Annotated in this window: 9 protein-coding genes and 1 pseudogene; all 10 read right to left on the bottom strand. The window is 42.1% G+C overall.

Going from position 1 to position 19,861, the window contains the following annotated elements:
* Positions 1-52 precede the first annotated feature (52 nt).
* Positions 53-2,065 carry an NPCBM/NEW2 domain-containing protein gene (locus MLE17_RS08655; RefSeq protein ID WP_243348382.1) on the bottom strand — a complete coding sequence of 671 codons (2,013 nt, stop codon included), beginning with the start codon at positions 2,063-2,065 and terminating at the stop codon, positions 53-55.
* A gap of 206 nt (positions 2,066-2,271) precedes the next feature.
* Positions 2,272-3,468, bottom strand: coding sequence for an endo-1,4-beta-xylanase (locus MLE17_RS08650; protein ID WP_243348381.1), 1,197 nt, complete (start codon positions 3,466-3,468; stop codon positions 2,272-2,274).
* 140 nt (positions 3,469-3,608) lie between these two features.
* Positions 3,609-5,948 (bottom strand): alpha-L-fucosidase, encoded by a 2,340-nt coding sequence (locus MLE17_RS08645; protein ID WP_243348380.1) that lies wholly within the window; start codon positions 5,946-5,948, stop codon positions 3,609-3,611.
* Positions 5,949-6,001: 53 nt separating this feature from the next.
* A complete protein-coding gene (locus MLE17_RS08640) occupies positions 6,002-7,795 on the bottom strand; it encodes an NPCBM/NEW2 domain-containing protein (RefSeq protein WP_243348379.1) in 1,794 nt (597 codons plus the stop codon).
* 78 nt (positions 7,796-7,873) lie between these two features.
* Positions 7,874-9,943, bottom strand: a complete 2,070-nt coding sequence (locus MLE17_RS08635; protein WP_243348378.1) for an alpha-glucuronidase — start codon at positions 9,941-9,943, stop codon at positions 7,874-7,876.
* 36 nt (positions 9,944-9,979) lie between these two features.
* Positions 9,980-12,958, bottom strand: a complete 2,979-nt coding sequence (locus MLE17_RS08630; protein ID WP_243348377.1) for a glycosyl hydrolase 115 family protein — start codon at positions 12,956-12,958, stop codon at positions 9,980-9,982.
* A 64-nt stretch (positions 12,959-13,022) separates the two neighbouring features.
* Positions 13,023-14,795 (bottom strand): family 43 glycosylhydrolase, encoded by a 1,773-nt coding sequence (locus tag MLE17_RS08625; protein WP_243348376.1) that lies wholly within the window; start codon positions 14,793-14,795, stop codon positions 13,023-13,025.
* Positions 14,796-14,818: 23 nt separating this feature from the next.
* Complete coding sequence (locus tag MLE17_RS08620) at positions 14,819-16,216, bottom strand: family 43 glycosylhydrolase (RefSeq protein ID WP_243348375.1); 1,398 nt, start codon at positions 16,214-16,216, stop codon at positions 14,819-14,821.
* Positions 16,217-16,316: 100 nt separating this feature from the next.
* Positions 16,317-18,656, bottom strand: a complete 2,340-nt coding sequence (locus tag MLE17_RS08615; RefSeq protein WP_410795615.1) for a TIM-barrel domain-containing protein — start codon at positions 18,654-18,656, stop codon at positions 16,317-16,319.
* Between the two features lie 271 nt (positions 18,657-18,927).
* Positions 18,928-19,755, bottom strand: a pseudogene (locus tag MLE17_RS08610) (sialate O-acetylesterase); the annotation flags it as partial.
* Positions 19,756-19,861: the final 106 nt, after the last annotated feature.

Below are 19,861 nucleotides of genomic sequence, written 5' to 3'. Positions count from 1 at the left end.
GAGCTTTTTATAGTCCATCCTTTTCAAGGCTTATCTATTAAATGACACACATCTATTTAACAGAAGTAAATTTATAGAGTAGCACCCCATGAGCCGGTATCTTTACTGAAAGAGCGTCATTCCATGTTGAAACTTTGCATACATTTTTTTGTCTCCACAAATCACGGACAATCTGCTTGCCGGATATTCCGAGTTTTGCAAAATCTTTGTATGACAAGTCAACTGAATCAAGGCCGAAATTACAGAAACCGACTGCTTTGGTACCATCCTCTAGTTCTTTTACATAAATGCGTAACTCACCGATAGTTTGCAAACAGGTAGCCTGTTTTCCCAATGAATCCTGATTTACCTCGATCACCTCGTCATTGGTCAATAGATTATAGGTAAAATCATCCAATTGTTCCATATCGCAACCGATAAGCAGCGGTGCTGAAAACAAACTCCAGAGGCTGATGTGAAGGTATTGTTCATCTGGTTTAAGCTTACTTTTGTGAGGATTTCCCCAACCTACAGTACCCACGACCAACATATCCGGATCATTCCAGTTGCCCGGTTTTGCCCAAGCTGCCGACTTATCCTGATCAAGTGCTATGTTTTTTACACTTACCCAGGTATCGGTAATATCATTGGTGGTACGCCAACAGTTGCCACTCACTGAATCGCCCCATTTCCAGACATCCGACATACCATACTGGCAAAGGCTGTAAACAATATCGCGAGGCTGCTTACGAAGGTAATCGCCCATTACTTTATATGGCTTAATAGCAGTATTCAGTTCATTTCCTCCATTATATGATAATGAAGAAACCTTGTTCGGGTCATTTTCAGGCAGTCCATTGATCACATTACCATAGCTACACCAGTCGTATTTCAGGTAGTCGAAACCCCATTTTGCATAGCTTTCGGCATCCTGTCTTTCGTAACCGAAACTTCCGGCACAACCTCCGCAGGTCCATGGACCGGGGCTGGAATACAAGCCGATTTTCAGGCCAAGACCATGTACATAATCAGCAAGAGCCTTCATGTCGCCAAAGCGTGTGTTGGGAATAATATATCCGGCTTCGTCACGAAACTTGCCACGCAGCGAAGGGTCTTTCGAGTCACGGTTATTTTCCCAAAAGTCATCTACGTTAATATAACTCCAGCCATGATTAACCAATCCGCTTTTTACAAGCGCATTGGCTGCCCGTTTTACTTTATCGGCAGAAACTTCATTCGCAAAGCAGTTCCAGCTATTCCAGCCCATTGGAGGTGTAAGTGCAATACGATCGCCGCAAACGATACAAAGGCTTCTTTGCGCTGTTCCTTTTGCATTCTTAGCGGCAAGGGAAACAGTATAAGTACCAGTTTGAGATACCTTACCTGTTATGATACCCGTTTTCGGATTTATAGTCAACCCTTTAGGAAGCCCTTTAGCCGAAAACGTCATTGGACGATCCCCGGTCGCTGTCACAAGGAACTGGAATGGGGAACCCGGACGCACACCATAAACCTTTGGGCCTGTCAGTTTGGGTGTAGCTAATGCTTTAGGAGTAAGAATATAGGGTACATTTGAAACCGGACTAAATGTTTTCAAGGTATTTGCTCCATTGATTTCAAATTTGGCATTCGCCCAATCGGCATGGTCGTAATAATTACCGTTGCCGCCATCAGCAACGACCAACTCAAGTTTTTTCACACCATCAAGAGTTACATTACATGATTTTGCAGCATCCCCAAGACGCATAGTTCCGCTTGACCAGATCTTCTTGCCATCGGCATACAATTCAAAATCAGCAGCCGGATCGTGTCCTTTTACTTCATCATCGATACCAACCTGAGCAGAAAACGATTTTGCTTTACCATCTAACAATACGGTCAACGAACTCACTGCATGCGTTCCGAATCCTCTTTCGAAAACCTGACCAGCGATAGTCATTGGTTTACCATCGAGTGATTTGTTCTTGGAAGGCACTCCGTATCCTTGTGTGGCTGCACTAAGATCAAGCTGATCCAGCCATACAGTTTGAGCGCTGACACTCAATGTAAATAAGAAAAACGCCATGGCGTATAAAAATTTCTTCATCATTGTTTTGTTTGATTATTAATAAGTTTTGGTATTTATGTCGCTTCTGTCTGATTTTATAGTTAGTTGAGAATTCCAATCAGCAAGAGTTTTAAACGATTTACGATACCAATCTACATACGTCTTAAAATAGTCCCCTGCACTTTCTGTTGAATCAATTTCTCCTTCAATACTCCAACTCCAGTCAGGAGACAAATCGAGAAAGATTATTTAGTCTGACTTGTCTCAATAACAGCTTGATAGGCTGGTTTTGGATTCAATTGCCCATCGAACAAAAGAGCATCCTGTCCACGTCGCCAGGAACGGGTGTCGCTGAGGCCCCATAAAGTTACTCGTTCGATTACGTCAGCATGACGCATGAAAATCTGGAATAGCTTTTTATATACTTCAGCCTGCTTTAGATAGTTCTCAGCCGGAATTTTTTTATCGCCCTGATTCACACCAAAAGCACCACTGTTATCACCCGTTGCAGTTACATCAAGCTCTGTGATAGAAACCTTTAGTCCCAGCGATGCGTAGTTCTCGATGGCTTTTTCAACATCGGCAAGATTAGTATCCAAATGCCAGTGTCCCTGAATTCCTACACCAGTGATAGGTGCGCCCTCTTTTATGAGACGTTTAAGCAGCAACAATGAGCTGGCATGTTTTCCTTTGTTTTCAACCGCACCCTGTTCAATGTTGTAGTCGTTGTAGTACAACTTCGCTTTAGGGTCGGCTTGATGCGCCCATTTAAATGCTTTGGTCACTACTTCCGGCCCGACAACCTTATACCAACTGAAGGTTCTAAGATTTTCTGTCGTTCCGTCACCACCATCAGCAATGGATTCATTAAACACATCCCAACCAATGATACGACCTTTATATCGTCCTACCACGGTTTTAATATGTTTCTCCAAACGTTTCAGTGCGACTTTCTTACTTGCCATTTCGCCTTTAATGCTGCGGGCCCACATTTCATCCATTGAGAGATGCGGTGCTTTTGGGTCAAAACCCATTCCTGGTCGTCTTGCCGGTTGAGTTTCTTCAGTCTTCGGGTTTACTGCTTGAAAAAACCATGTTGGAGTTTGTGAGTGCCAGCCCAAGGTATGTCCCCAAACTTTTAATCCGTTTTTCTCACACCAATCAACCATTGCATCGGTGGTTTTGAAATTATAAGTATTTTCAGAAGGATGAATTGGCTGCGGTTTCATACAGTTTTCCGGCGTAACAATGTCGTACTGCGCTTTAATACTTGCCTGATAGGCATCGTTATTCGAGGTCAGATCATCAGCGCAGCCGATAAGAAATTTTCCAGCAAATGCTTGTTTTAGAGTCTTCTGTGACAATGTATTGTCCTGGCTATATACAGAGACAGCCAAAGTCTCGATCAGGATAAAACCTGCCATAAAAATTTTTCTCATCATAGTTTATCAGATTTATATTTGGTTATTATTTATCTATTCAATAATTCCTCATTATAGCATATACGCCATAATATGGATTGTCAATATCCAAAAAGGTTTAAGACGGCGGATATGTTTCATATAATATTTATACCAATTAGCTATTTAACAACCAGAGCATCAATAGCTACAGGCCCTGAACCTATATTAACAATACTAATGTGATGCTTTCCAGAGGTCAAACCCGATATTTCGCAAACTATCTGCTGAGGTTGTCGCACTCCATTATTCGACAAATCAGCTGTTGCATGTGTCTTACCATCAATCATAACCTCAATTTTCCCAGCCCCGACTTCTTTTGGCGCAATTATTTTAACGCTTGTCCCCATAAATGAACAACTCCACATATCACCCGGTGTTTCACTGGTAGTCAGGTCATTATTAAAATCACCGGTACCCAAATTGCATTTGCGAAGCCATCCGGGAGCTTTTGCTCCGGGATCATCATCATTGATCCAGCCTTTATCGTGTGTGATACGCAGAACCCGACATTTTGCTGCCAACGATTGGTCGGTAATTCCGGGCAGTGCTTGCGGCGATTTTTCAGGCGTAATCGTCAATCCTTTGTCATCCTGAATAAATTTTATTGGGGTATCCGATCCGAGTAATTCGACTTTGGAAACTTTGCCTAATGTTGCGCCGTTTATGTGAAGTGCCGAAAGTGTTATGGGATTACCATTCCAGTTTAAAAGTGTAGCATAAAGTTTTCCCTGACTGCGAGTGTATAGAACGGTACTATCACCAAAAATTTCATACGGACGCGAGCCATACACTGCTTCTCCATTGATTTTCAGCCATGCACCAATATCTTTGCAAATGCGAATCACTTCAGGGTCGAGATCACCACGTCCATGTTGGGTAATATTGAGCAACATCGTGCCATTACGCGATACATTCTGCATCAATAGTTCAATTATTTCCTTGGCATTCTTATATTTCTGACCGGTTAAGTAATGCCATTCAGCGATACTGGTTTCAGTTTGGAAAGAATAAGCCGTAATCTCCGATTCGATGATAGCCTCAGTACTCTTTACAAGAGAGCGATCAACAAAAGGAAGCAACTGTGGGCTATTTTGAAAACTATTATATGGCCCCCCTACAGCTTTGAGGTTAATCACCACATCCATATTACCACTATTCCACTGTAATGATTTGTTGTAGTAATTTGCAATTAGTTGAGGGGCAAGAAAACCCAATCCCATTTTTACACCTAAATCAGTTTGCGAGTCTCCTGCATGTTCATCAAAGTAAATCATATCGGGATGATACTTTGTGATGGCATCATCAACCCGCCACATAAACTGATTAGCATACGGTGAAAGCAGCGGATCTTTTTTATCATGTTTCGAACCGTAAAGATCGACAGGATCCATGCCTTCCCACCATGTTCCTTTACCATCAAGGATAGTTTGAAGCGCGTCGTAAGGAACACCTGCCTTTGGCCCCGTTTTATCGCTTGTGTAACGTACTGTCATAAACTGTCCCCAAGTCCGTCCCGGAGTATTATGAAACCCAATTCCAAATCGCAACCCGTGTTGACGGGCAATTTTTTCCCATGTACCGACAATATCTTGTTTTGGACCCACATTTACAGAATTCCATGGCTGGTATTTGGAGTCCCAACAATCGAAATTATCATGGTGTACTCCCATGGCCATAAAGTATTTTGCACCCATCTCCACATACAAATTTATTAGCTCTTCGGGATTCCATTTATCAATCACCCAGTTTTGACAAATATCCTTATAACCAGAGTCTGATGGATGACCAAAATGTTGCACCTGATAATTATATTGTTGGCTATTTTCCATATACATACCCCGAGCATACCAATCGCCTTGCTCAGGCATCGATTGCGGATCCCAATGCGACCACGCCCCGAATTTAGCTTCTCGCCACCAGTCTGGTACAGAGTAAATCCGACTTAACCCTTTCCAATCGGCAGGATATGGACCTTCACTCACCATCAAAGGAGACAAATTCCAGATATCGGACGGTAATCCTAAATCGCCTTTTCCAACAATTATTTTGTCGATATTTACAGGAGTATCATTCTCTTCTAATTTTATGGTTATTGATGCATTCCTTGGAATTTCAATATCAATAATTGAAAAGAGAAAAGATCCTGTAAGAGCACCTGATGAGTGAACATTTACTTTTCTTACCTGCTGGTTATTAACTACAATGCTGATTGTACCAACTCCTAAAGAAGCATATCGAACCGCTAATTTATTAGCAAGTGGCATATTAGAAAATTTCAGACTTTGGCCCGGTTTGGTCAAACTAACAGCATATCCTCCTGAAGCCTTAGAGTCTGATAATTTTAATATTTTTTCTATCGATTTTGTAGCTTCAGCCTCATAACTTCTCACCTGGCCTGTAATCTGAGACAAGAAACCTGATACAAAAACTATTAAAAATGATATTAGTACCCTCTTCATGAGTGTATCTTTCTGTTTATTTAACTAAATAATACAAATTCGCAAGTAATTATTTATCGTAGCGGACTGATTCTGTAAAGCCCAGCACCATGTTGTTTTAACTCCCGACCAAACGATCCGTTAAATACACCCAGATCCTTATGCGCCCACACGTCATATACTTTGGCTTTACCTTTTATGCCAATGGATTGAAATTTCACTTTTACCTCAGCTGTTTCGGGCAAATTCATAGCGCCTTTATCAACAAGCACACCAAACACAACCGAGCCTGTCTCCTGTGTCACATACCCAGTAGCAGAAAAAGTATCGTAACCTTCAGGTAATTGGTAAACTATCACCGACTCAGCATGCGCACCAATTCCTTCGACAGTCTTATCATTAATGACGATTGGCCTGTTATCACATGTGCGGTTCACGTGGGCTTCACCCCATCCCGAAGTGGCACTTAACCACTTAAGATCAGTCAGTTTCAAATCACCTTTTGGTCCATGCAATACAGGATCAGCCCAAACTATATGGTCCCAATCAAATCCGTTACCTCCATCCTTTACAAACAAAACAAGCCTTTTTCCATCTTTAACCGAAACCTCAACCTTTTGAGAGCTACCCTTACCAGCTATGACAGGGCTTGCATAATCAGCATTGTTAAAATCAACATTATCCCCTTTGCTTTGCGCATTGAAGAGAGCGACATATTTGTCTTTACTATCAGGTTTATCAGCAGTCCATACAATCAGATTTTTATCACGAGATACCTGACGGTTATTCACGCTATGCTGATTCACTTTCAGCATCTCTGGGTTTGTCAACATTTCTTTGGTAAAACCATCAAGCTTAGTCATATCTCCTCCGAAAATCAACGGCGAACGGCCGATAGCCCACAAGCTCATAAGGGTGTATTGTTCATCTTTAGTAAATCTTGTTGGTCGGTTAAATTCAACCAATCCGATAGGAAGCATATCTGCATCGGGAAAATGGCCCGGTCCACGATACGGAGTCCAGGCATCCATCCGTTCAAACATAGCCAGCAAAGCACCCCAGCGATCCCAGAAATCGTCAGTAATACGCCACATATTAGCGTGATTCATAACGTGTTCACCCATCTTGACCGGCGTTGCACCTGGTGACAAACTTAATACGATGGGACGACCGGTTTTATCAATAGCATTGCGAAGAGCTTCCACTTCGGCTTTTTGCACATTGTCGTAAGGACGCGAAATGTCATCACACTTTATCAAATCAACTCCCCAGTCGGCATACATCTGAACAATTGAATTATAATAAGCCTGTCCTTCAGGCTTGGTAGCATCCACACCGTACATATCGGGATTCCACGGACAGGTAGAGCTTTTGACTGCAATGTCCTGTGCCTTGAGATTAGTTCCAAGAACCGGAGTGTTTTGCTCAACCGCCTGACGAGGAATTCCACGCATAATATGAATTCCGAATTTCAATCCTTTGGAATGCACATAATCAGCTAATGACTTAAATCCTTTTCCATTTGCAGCAGAAGGAAATTTTTTCAATCCCGGAGTGAGACGACCATATTCGTCCATAGTAAGAATCGCCCCTGGTTTGTACGCATGCCCTTTTGACTCTGGTTCATACCATTGAATATCTACTGTTAGGTATTTATATCCACTGGGCAAAAGGTATTTGGCCATAGCGTCGGCTTGTTCTTTCACCTGCTGTTCGGTTACTGTTGTGCCGTAAATATCCCAGCTGTTCCAGCCGAGCGGAGGCGTTTTTGCGTACGCGTGGTAATTCCTTTTTGTTTGCGCAAAAACAGCGGAAGCACAAATCAAGCAGCATACAAGTAATAAAGTCAGGTGTTTCTTTGAGTCCATCTATTGAATATGTATTAAATATCAGTTTGTTATAATGCTTTTATCAACTATAAGGATGCATCGTACTTCCATTATGATTTATTTTAGTAGCTCTGTCAGATCTGTTTTAAGCAAATAGTTCAAATCATATACAGGGCGTTCGATCTCAAAAGGAATTGGTCTTTTGCTGAATTGCTGAAAATACAGCAAGCAGCCATCTTTCCAAACCTGTGCATCACGGCATTGCTGGCGTAGTTTACTTTGAACTTCTGAGAAACGCTGAGCATCAACATAGGGCTGTACTTTGTCCCACGTTTTTTGAAACTGTCGCACTTCGTTTACCCCTTTATCATACGCGTAACACAATTCGTCCCAAAGAATACGTCCGTTTTTCATTTTATAGTCCCAAGGCAAATGATGAAACCACAACAGATATATTTCGGGACAAGTTGCCACACTTTCAAACTGGCTCCTCAAAGGTTCATGGTATTGACTTACCGCATCTGTTCCTTTCGTAGTACGATCGAATCCAATGCCCAATGAATCGGCTTTGTGGTAATATGCCGCCGTCCAATCCTTACGAATACCCTTAGGACCAAACCATGGACCAGGGCCATAATGAGTATTATTGAGTCCTGCAAAAATATGATGAAGACCCAGCGGCATCGAATAATTCACAGTAGCTTCTCGACTTTCCAGCATCATTTGTTTTACGGGTGCTAAAAAGGTCTTTTGCCAATCGGCAACATTTGGAGTTAGCTTTTCATCTTTGGGCAAAAAGGTAAGCCTTAGCCATTCGTCAGCAATTTTCTCGCTGGTTATCTGGTTATTCCAAGCCATTCGACCAAAAGCATACCAATTTGCCTGGGCAAAATGATGACCACACCAGTTGTTATCCAACCCTATATTGGCCACACCCGCTATTGCTGTGTATTTTTGAGGGAAAATACTACCATCAGTGGTGCGTGCGACGGTACTTCCGTTACCTTCTTGATAAGTATCACTTTTTAGAAACTCTTCCCACATGGTAGCCAGATAAACTAATTGGATTGAATGCCCAAGATATTCTTGAGTTATCTGCAACTCTGGCATAACAGAAGTCTTTTTCAATGCCCCGAATAGAGGAGTAAACGGTTCGCGTGGTTGAAAATCTACCGGACCATTTTTTACCTGAATAATTACATTATCGCGAAACTGTCCATCAAGCGGCATAAACTCTTTATAGGCCTGGCAAGCACGGTCTTTGCTGTTGGCTTCATAAACAAAAGCGCGCCACATAATAATACCACCAAATGGCTTAACTGCATCGGCCAACATGTTGGCTCCATCGGCATGAGTACGTCCAAAATCCTGTGGACCGGGTTCTCCTTCGCTATTGGCTTTTATCAGAAAACCACCAAAATCGGGAATGGTTTTGTAAATTTCATTTGCTTTATCTTTCCACCATTTTATTACTTCGGGATTTAATGGATCGGATGTTTTTAAACCTCCGATTAATGGAGGGGAAGAGAATTTTACTGAAAGATAGGTTTTAATACCATAAGGACGTAGTACTTCGGCAATTGCCTTCACTTTCGCAAGGCATTCAGTTGTCAACATTAGCTTTGAAGAGTTAACGTTGTTCAATACCGTACCGTTAATCCCTATAGAGGCATTTGCTCGTGCATATTCTTTCCACAAATTCCTGTCTTTGTCAGTTACGGCATAACCTTTTTCTACATCATGCCAGAATATCGAACGCCCGGCATATCCACGCTCAATCGAACCGTCCAGATTATCCCAATGGTTTAACACCCTTCGCTGGTATGACGGATTACATATTTCATTCTGAACAATGGGTTGTTCTGTTTGCTGACGGCGCAAAAGTTCGTACACACCATACAAGATTCCTAAATCAGTATTGGCTTGAATTTCATTTCCAGAAAGTTTAAAGCCATCACCTTTGATGGCTTTGTCATTTTTTACAGTTAAAACAATTTTTGCCCCGTTTTGCCCAAGCCAACCTTGCTTCAGTTCCTGTTTTGCAATAGCCAAAGTTGGAGAACTCTTGGCGCAAACAATATTTACTGCTCGCGAGCTATTAGCCCGAAGCCAAAGACTGTGACCATTCTCCGCCTGAAGATTTAAGGTAAACGCCAATAGAATCAAACACAACAATTTATTTCTCATATAAATATTCTATTAATTAAAATGTTAACACGTAGTTTATCTTGCATTATGCTGAATAGAGGGAGCTCCGAAATAACTTGGATGATTATTATCCGGATTTACTACGATCTTTTCAACCACCACTTCAGGATCAATCATAATGATTTTCAGGGTATGGATACCCGGTTCTTTTACATTCACGTCAAAGTCAAGCCAGCGCATATTGTCAAAAATCTCGTTTCTTCGAAATTGGCCGGCGCCAATTAACGCAATATTTTTGTTGAGTGGTGGATAAGGCTTCAACACCGTTGATCTGGCCAGAATTTCGGGAGTATATTCTTTAAACTCATCATAAAATCCTTTTCGTGCATCCAATACCAGCGGCTCCTGACCGTCTAATGCAACAGCGATTCTCAACCCACGTTGTGGATAGACATCCTGAGTTGGTAGAATGCCCAGGCAAACAGTAGTTTTTCCGGTAGTTGGGAGGAATACTTTATACTCAAGTTTCGGGCCATCAGCTGCGGTCGTACTTGGGCTGGTTACGGGATAAATCCCCATACAAGCTTTACCTTTGCCAAGATCAGGCAGAAGAATCCATTTTGCATTTTTACCCGGAGTGCTAACATTAAACTTCTCAGCAGGAATGGTGAATTCGCCCGTAAAGTTTCCAAAATAAGGCTCTGTCACTTTGGGCAAGGCTGCTTTTATTGCACTAACCGTTACAGAAACAAGCTCGTTGCCTTTCCTTATTTCAACAATGCCATCCGATTTGCCTTCGGGCAATGTTTTCCAGTCAACATCTACTATTAGTCGCACATCCTTTTCAACCTTACCCTTGGTCTTATTTAATTTAATCCAGGACTTATTGGCTTTTGCTTCAAACTGAAAAGAGCCAACGCCTCTATTGAAGACATCTATATAATATGATTGATTTTTAAGCCTGTCAAATACAGGAAGCTGAGGCTTTCCGGCACCGCCTGGCCAGGCAGCCTCTGACCCTTCGACAGCAACACCCAAAGTTGGTTCGGCAAGTGGAGTTACCACTTTCATCTCCGGTAGTTTATTTTCACGAGGCATCTGCCAACTTGTATATCCGATATGTATATCAGACATCATGTTTTTCCACTTGCCATTGGACATCGCAACGTTGTAGTAATCGCTTAATTTTTTATCAAGATCGAAGAGATCCCTTGTACGCTGGGCATAATCGTTGGCGTTCACTCGTCCTTGTTTAGCATACAACAAGTTTTTGCCAACCGAAATATACATTTCGGCAACTCCGGCTGAAGCCTTTGTTGGATAAAGTACCAACTGGTAGTAAGCATCTTTTGCTTCAGGAGCAATTTTCGCTTCCAACGCTTCGGCTTTTGCCACCACATCGCGCCAAAGTTTAAGCATTCGGTCGGCTTCGTTGTAGTTGACATAGCTGAATATTTGGGGAGATTGAACCTCGGCCTTTCTTAAAAGATTGTATTTTGAATACTTAGAAACAATATCAGCAATTTCTTCGGCATGTTCTTCGCCAAAAATACCTTTAGCCCAGTTAATCGTATAATCCGATGCTTTGTCTGCCGGATAAGCATCCGGATTCCAGGCAAAATGCATAATGAAGTCGATAGGAAGTTCCTTCGGTTTCAAATCGCCTACGTTAACGATCCATATACGGTCAAGTCCGCTTTGGTATGCCAGATTGAACTGCTCACGAAGTTTCGGAATAGTGGTCGTATTAACCCAGCGGTCGTTATTTGGCCCTCCGTTCATATCGATGTGATAATACAATCCGGCGCCACCTTTCCTGTTCTTTTCTTTTGGAGGCAAAATACGTCGTATATACCCCCAGTTGTTGTCGCAAAACAGCAGCGTAATATCCTCGGGCACATTGAAGCCTGCATCGTAGTAGCGCTGAACTTCGGTAAAAATAGCCCACAACTGAGGATGATTGGCGGGATCGTCATTATAAACCTTTTGGATAATATCCCGCTGACTTTTTATTACATTCTGCAATGTTTTGATATTTTCGAGGTCGTTCCCTTTTCCCATAGCCACATCACCATCACCACGCATACTCATAGTAATCAGGTTCTCGTAATTTTTGTTCCTGTTGAGACCATCAAACCAAAATTTTTCAAGATTCGCACTATTCGTTACAAAGTCCCAAGTGCCGATTTCTTCCTTGCGTTTGGTATATTCCTTTTGAGCCCGCATCATAGGTTCGTGGTGCGAAGTTCCCATCACAATACCGTATTCGTCGGCTAAAACCGGACTCATTGGATCATCTTCATTAAATGCATTGCCCCACATGGCTGGCCACAAATAATTGGCTTTTAACCGTAAAAGCAATTCAAACATATTTACATACATCTTGGAGTTGACACCGCCAAATTTAGCGTTGCACCAACCGGTGAAAGATGGAGATTCATCGTTGATAAAAATACCCCGATATTTTACTTTGGGAGAATCCTGAACGTAACGACCGGCCTTAACGTATAACGCACTGCTTCTCTTGGCAGGAACATCAGCCCAGAAATACCATGGAGATACCCCTATTTTTTCGGAAATGTCGTAGACTCCATAAATAGTCCCGCGTTTGTCGCTTCCGGCAACTACCAGGTTTCCATCCACTGTCTGAATAAGAAATGATTCCCATTGCCCCTTAATATCTGAGACATCTATTTTCTTATCAGCTATAAGTTTGTCAATCACGCGGCTTTTACCAATCGTACCGATAATAATGGAACCTGGGTCGGGAGTTACGGCTTGCTTCACGCTGGCTGCAACACCAGAAACTTTGCGAACATCATCTCCCAAGTCGTTTGCTGCGCGTATAACGCCTTTCCAGTCAGCAGGATCGACAACAATCTGTGCTGCAGCTCCATTAGCCACAATTTTAAAAGATTTTGAAGAGGCAATATGTTGAATGAATTGAGATGGCGTTCTGAAATTGACCTTATCTGATGCATTGACAGAAACTGATTTAATCAAGATAATCCCTGCGATAAGGAAAAGATGTTTCAGGTTGCTTTTAACGCTCATTATACTGTTCATTTAAAGTTACAAATACACTGGTGTTTTCCAGATTCTTATTCTTAAAAACAATCTATTTTTTGGCCGGAATGCTTATTCCTTCTGTTGTAAGCTCAATTGGTTTAATGCTCCCATCCGGATTAAAGTAAAGATATTCAGCACATACCTGACGTCTGCAATCGCCCCCCGGAGTTCCATTCAACGTGTAAGAACCATCGTGATAGAAGAAATACCATTGATTCTTGAATTCTATGATAGACGGATGAATGGTGAAGCCATATTTTGCCGAAGTAGTGAGTAGTCCTCCATACGTCCACGGGCCGGTTATATTTTTAGCAAAAGAGTAGGCAATTTGTTCGGCTTGGACACCAGGTGCATCAGCAGCATATACCATGTAATAAAGGCCATTACGCTTGAATAGCCAAGGCCCCTCCGAATAGTTTCTGAATGGAACTTTGGTAACTGGCCCATCAATTTCGACCATATTGTGTTTCAATTTTACCATATAACAATCGCCATTCCCCCAGGCCATCCATGGAGTGCCATCAGTATCAATAAGGATAGTGGGATCAATATCTGAGTTAGCCCTGTGTGAATCTTTGGTCATATCATCCGTAATGAGGGGTTTACCGGGCAACGCCTCCTGGAATGGACCGGTAGGGCTATCGCTGACAGCCACAGTAATAAAGTGTCCATTTTTCCCATCGAGCGTGACATAATCATAATATTTCCCATCTTTTTCAACCACTTGCGCAGCCCAGGAAGCATTGCTATATGCATTTACAAAATCTTTTGCCGCCAAAACAGGACCATGTGCTTTCCAGTTCTTCATATCGGTAGTTGAGTAGCACAGCCAATTGGGCATGTCGAACCATCCACCAACCGATGCAGCATCCTGACCCACATAAGCATACACTGTATTGCCAATTACGGTCATTGCAGGATCAGCGGTAAAACAGTCGGTAAAAAGCGGGTTCTGACCTGCGACACGGGGCATTGCTTCGCCAGAGATCTTCACCTCATCTATTGCACCATCAAGCACCTGAAGACTATTAGGAAAACCTCCCGGAAACCCACGTCCAATTACCCACATACCGGCATTGCGATTCAACGCCATCCCTTTGAAAGAAATGGAAGATGACTGTCCAAAGTTAGCCTGACCCGAACGTTTTACCTCAAAACGAAGTTGAGTCTGACCGATCTTTGAATCATAGCTAGCTTGGGCTCGAACATCATACCACATACCAGCTTCAACCTCATCTCCGGCAACAATACGACGAGGCACACCGTCAGCACACATCACCTCAACAAAGTATTTTTTATACATGTTGTCGAACCCGATGGACAAATCGCCAAACAACTGTCCTTTTGCGCCTTCTTTGCAAAGATAAACCTGTTCGGTGCCAAGTAAGTTACACTTCAAACTGCCCTCTATTGTCCAGCTTTTGCGCAAGTCGTAGTAAGCCAACGGGCGATCAAATGTCACCACACACTCACCATTCTTTAAGGCAAGTGAGCGAACGTTCGGCTGTCCATTTACCTGAGAAGTGGGCACATCGTCTGAAAAAACATTGGGTGACGGTCTTGATCCGCGTACCTGAAGGAAATTCCCTTTGCCCGACTCGTCGAATACGTAAGGTTGTGGTTCAGCCGCACCACGTTCCGAAGCGGTAAGCGGTTTTCCGACCACGGAAAGTGACGTTGAATCTCCTTGTAAGTGCTTTACCGTATCAAAACGCCAATGAGCAAGAACTTCATTTTTGTTTGTTGCACTGTATGCAAGAGAAGAACCAACTATTGAGCCAACAATCGTTATGACAGATATTATTCTTTTTATGTTTACCATCTTATAATATGACTCACTTATGTTTATTCTTTAAACTGCCACCAGTCGAAATTGAATAGATCTTTTTCTCCTTTGAAAACGAAATAAAGATCGTGAACCCCTTTAATGCTTTTTACTTTAGCGGTAATCGTTTTCCAAACGTCACCTTCTCCCGAAGTTGCAACGTCAGCAATGCCAACTTCCGGGCCATCTTTTTTATCTATACGGATCTCAATCTTGCCGCCATAAAGAGATGCAACTCTTAAATCGACAGAAGAGCAACCTTTTGAAAAATTCGCACCCTGCACCTCTATGTAATCGCCATTATGAATGGATGTCACAAACATTATATCGCCAAGTTTCTTCCCCCTGTTCCATACATCGTCACGTTCCCATACCGGTAATTTATCTGTTTTTACGCCTTCGCTGTAAGCCATAGTTTCGGCTTCGTTTTGCTTGTAAGGATCTAATGCGCCTATTTGCTTAACACCCGTAGTTGACCACCACGGTAGTTTCTGAATCGTCCCGTCGGCATTATAAGTCATTTTCTCGACACATATCGAACGACGCTCATAATGTTTGGCCATGGTTTGTTTCATAATGGCATAATTGAACCCGAACACATACGAATTGCCTTTGAAATCAACTATCCCGGGGTGATTACCTGATGATCTTTGATCCGGATCCATAATCGTTCCCTTGCATTTCCAGGGACCTGTCGGACTATCACTCATAGCGTATCCAATTCCTTCGGGACAACAACGCGATGCCCATGCCAGATAATAATGCTTGTTTTTCTTCCACAACCACGGACCTTCGGTATATGAAGCTTCAGGCGGAGTTCCGGTAAAATCAATTGAAGCAACCTGAATATCACCTGCAAGTGAGATCATATCTTCGTTCAATTTCGCAAAGTAGCAAGGTCCGTTTCCTCCCCAGTAAATATAAGCCTGGCCGTCATCATCCACAAACACTGTCGGATCGTAATCACCAGGGTTAGAACGGTAGATGAGAGGTTTCCCTAGCTCGTCCACAAAGGGGCCATAAGGATTGTTGGATACTGCTACACCAATTGCCATTTTTCCCTGATAAATGGTAGGGCAGTATAAATAAAATTTACCGTTCCGCGCTACGCATTGAGGTGCCCATGCGCTATGACCATCTGCCCACTTAAACGTTTTATATGGTTCTGAAACACCTGCGATGATTCCTCTGTCAGTCCAGTTCACCATATCGGTAGAAGTGTATAACATCCAGTTTTGCATCACAAACCGCTCAGCATTATCTTCGTCGTGACCAGTGTAAAGAAAAACCGTGTCGTTGTACGCCAACGGCGCAGGATCGGCCGTATGTTTGGTTTGTATGATAGGATTGCGGGCACTGATAGAGAAGCATGAAGCCAATACCAGCAAGACTACTGAAGCTTTCAATTCCTTATTCATGTAATTATGGGACTAAGAATATTTATTAATTTAATCTCGGTATCAGTATTAGAACTGACACCGAGATTATTAGGATTTTGGATTATTTGAAAACAAGATATTATTTAACTGAAACTTTTTTCCCTTTGTAAACAACATCTTTTTCTGTCTTATTGCCATTGGCTGCAATTTTGACTACGTGAAATTTCCGTTCGGCAAGCATACCGGGGAATGTTCCTTTACGATCGGCAATAGTCAGAGTTTTCGACTTGTCATCCCATTTGAATGTAATGGTAGAGTAAATTCCTTTTTCGTAATTGTAGTTATCGTTTTCATCTTCGTACAAAGAGAACTCGCCGTTTGCTCCTTCATAAACGCGGATTTCAAGCTTATCCCACTTTTTCTCTGTAGCAAACTGTACGGCAGGTCCAAAAGGAATGATGCTTCCGGCTTTGACGAACAATGGCATTTTATCGATAGAGGTAGCCAGCGTGATTTCCTGTCCACCGTTGTATTTAGTATTCGTCCAGAAATCAAACCAGGTTGTTCCGGCTGGCAAGTATGTCTTTGCCGACTTTGGCTGAGTAAAGTCAACAGCAACCGTTTTGTTGTCTTTCTTTTCATTTTTGTTCCAACCCGAATTTTCATCGGTCTTAATCACTGTCTCAGGTGTATATTGAGCAGTAACGATAGGTGCAACAAGGAACGATTTACCAAACATGTACTCATTATTCAGATCGGCTACATTTTTATCGTCAAAATCCATCATCAATGCACGCATGATAGTTGATTGCCCTTTGGTCACACTCCATGCGGTAGAATAAATGTAAGGCAGCAACGAATAACGCAGGTTGATTGATTTTTCTATCGCATCGAAAATAGGCTCGCCTTTCTTCCCAAAATTGTATATTTCTCTTGGCACATCCGTTCCGTGCGAACGCATCATCGGAGTGAATGTTCCAAACTGAAGCCATCTGACATACAACTCCTGATACAAGGGGTTCTTTGCTCCGGTTCCATCGTTCCATCCCCGGTTATAGCTACCGGCAAAGAATCCGCCAATATCAGTATTCCAGTAAGGAATACCACTCAATGAGAAATTAAGGCCAGCTGGAATCTGATTCCTCAACGACTGCCATGAAGAATTCACGTCTCCCGACCAGGTATTCGCACCAAAGCGCTGTTGCCCTGCGAAAGCCGAACGGGTAAGAATAAATACACGCTTGTCGGAACTTACGCCTCGCTGGTGATCGGATACACCGCCAACAGCCATCAGCGGAAAGGCATTGCGCACTTTGCGGAAAGATCCGAGATAGGTTTTCAAATCGAAATCGGATGGTTTGAAGTCCAAATGGTCGGGTTCGGTAGAGTCCATCCACCAACCGTCTATGCCAAGAGAGAACAGTCCTTTATTGAGGTATTTCCAGTAAATGTCGCGAGCCTCGGGATTGAATGGATCATAGGGTTGTACGCCAGACGGATATTCACGATTGGGCGGCCATGTCTCCAAACCCGACTGTGGCCATGTACCGAAATTCAACAACATTCCCTTCGGTTCCATTTCGCGGAACTGCTTTGTTTGTGGTCCGAACGACGACCAGATAGAAATAATCAGGTGTGCATTCATATTATGAATGTCGTCTATCATTTTCTTTGGTTCCGGAAATTCCGTGTTCAGAAATTCCATGGCATTCCACAGGTAATTATTGCCCCAGTATTGCCAGTCCTGAATAATACCGTCAAGCGGAACTCCGAGTTCCCTGTACTTTTTCACAACACCCACCAGCTCGTTCTGACTTTTGTAGCGTTCTTTGCTTTGCCAGAAACCATATGTCCACAAAGGAAACATAGGAGCCTGACCTGTCAGGTCGCGCATTTGAGCAATTACACCATCGGCGTTGTCACCGTACATGACATAGTAATCGATACAATCGCCTATATCTGATCTAAAAAATGTTGAATCTGACTTGTCTTCAAAAACGGTAGGAGAATAATTGTCCCAAAACAAACCATATCCTTTGGTAGATACAAGAAGTGGAACATAATCGTCGGTGTTTCCCTGAACCATATTGAGCTTTACATTGCGAAGCGATAATTTGCCTCGCTGCTGTTGGCCTAATCCATAAATATTTTCGTCTTTATTTAGTGTAAATGATTGGGATACGATGTAGGATTTCAAACCGGCATCATTACATTCTGTAAACGCTGACCCCAATAGAGTCTCATTCAGAAATAACTGATTATTAGGTGTGTTAAAAGAAACCTGACCATTTTTCAGATTTAAATCCACCTTTACATTTGCACTTCTTATAAATAAGAGATCTCCATTCTGATTGATGCTAAATGCAACCTTCTCCGGTGTTTTTATTACTGATAAACTTTCTTTTTTGAATTTAGATCCAAGGGGAGATTTTAATATCCTGACTATTTGAGAGGAATAAAATTGAACCTCAACATCCATATTGCGAATTTTCGCTTTTACACCAAGAGCTGTTTTCACATAGGACTGAGCCGAAATATGCACAATAAATAACCCACTAAGAAAGGCTATCAAGATGCTCTTATGTTTTAGTTTCATTTCTAATTATCATAGATTTAACATCAATATATCTTAGCGCCTTTAAACTATCATATCAGGCAATCTAATCCGGAATCAAGATTATTAAATTCGATTCGGAACGATTAGATAAAGAACAAACACAGTCCCACTACAATTTAACATTCTTATATCCTAAGAAAAAGAGCATTCGTTCTGCATATCTTTTCCCCAGAGTACGATACCCTTGTGCATTAAAGTGAAGACTGTCCTTTGCAGCAGTACAACCTTGTGACGGGATAATAAATGAGTTGGGAATAGTTTGTGGAAGTGTAGAAATGATCTGATTCATACTCGCACATTTGCCTCCCTGGTCTTTATGCACCATTTCTCCGGCAATAAGAGGTACTTTCTTGGGATCCAATTTCAGATCCTTCATCAGATTACCGTAAACGCCTTTTACTTTTGAAGGCCAGTTTATATCACCTGTATTTGACTCTCCCTGATGAAGCAATATGCCTTTAATAACGCCTTTCTTCTGGGCTAGCTTTGCCATCTCCACAAGACGAGCATAAGGATTTCCGTCATATTGGTTTATCATATTAATCATCCACGATGGAGCTGTTGCCACATAAGATTGGTAATTGTCCTTATCAAAAAGTTCTATTTTACAACCACCGATAGCCACATTGATTATTCCTACTTTTACTTTCTTTGGAAGATTGGCAATCATCGTTCTACCGAAGTAATCCGCCGGAGTCAATCCAGTATTGCACCGACATAAAGGCGGTACTGCCGGATACCAGTTTCCTTTTACCCGTCCCAGGTCAGGACAGTTGAGTGTAGACAAAACCTGAAAGCGCTGGTCATTCATGATTTTATCCTGATCTTCTATTTTGGCATTTCCTTCCATATTGGACTGCCCAAGGCATAGAAAAATATAGAAATTACGATCTTGCGAGAATGTGTTAGCTGTTGCAAGAAGCAAACTCAGAAGGATTAATAAAGAAGCTTTTCTTTTCATTTTTACATATATTATATTCAAACAAATTACAACTCTGAATCAATAATCAATTCATGAATTTATAATATGGCACACAACTAAGCATTGCAAAAACCATATCTGATAA

This window comes from Parabacteroides sp. FAFU027 (genome assembly GCF_022808675.1).
Taxonomy (GTDB): Bacteria; Bacteroidota; Bacteroidia; order Bacteroidales; family UBA7332; genus CAXXIC01.
Note: the sequence above shows the minus strand (reverse complement) of the source record. Positions and strands in the feature narration are given on the sequence as shown.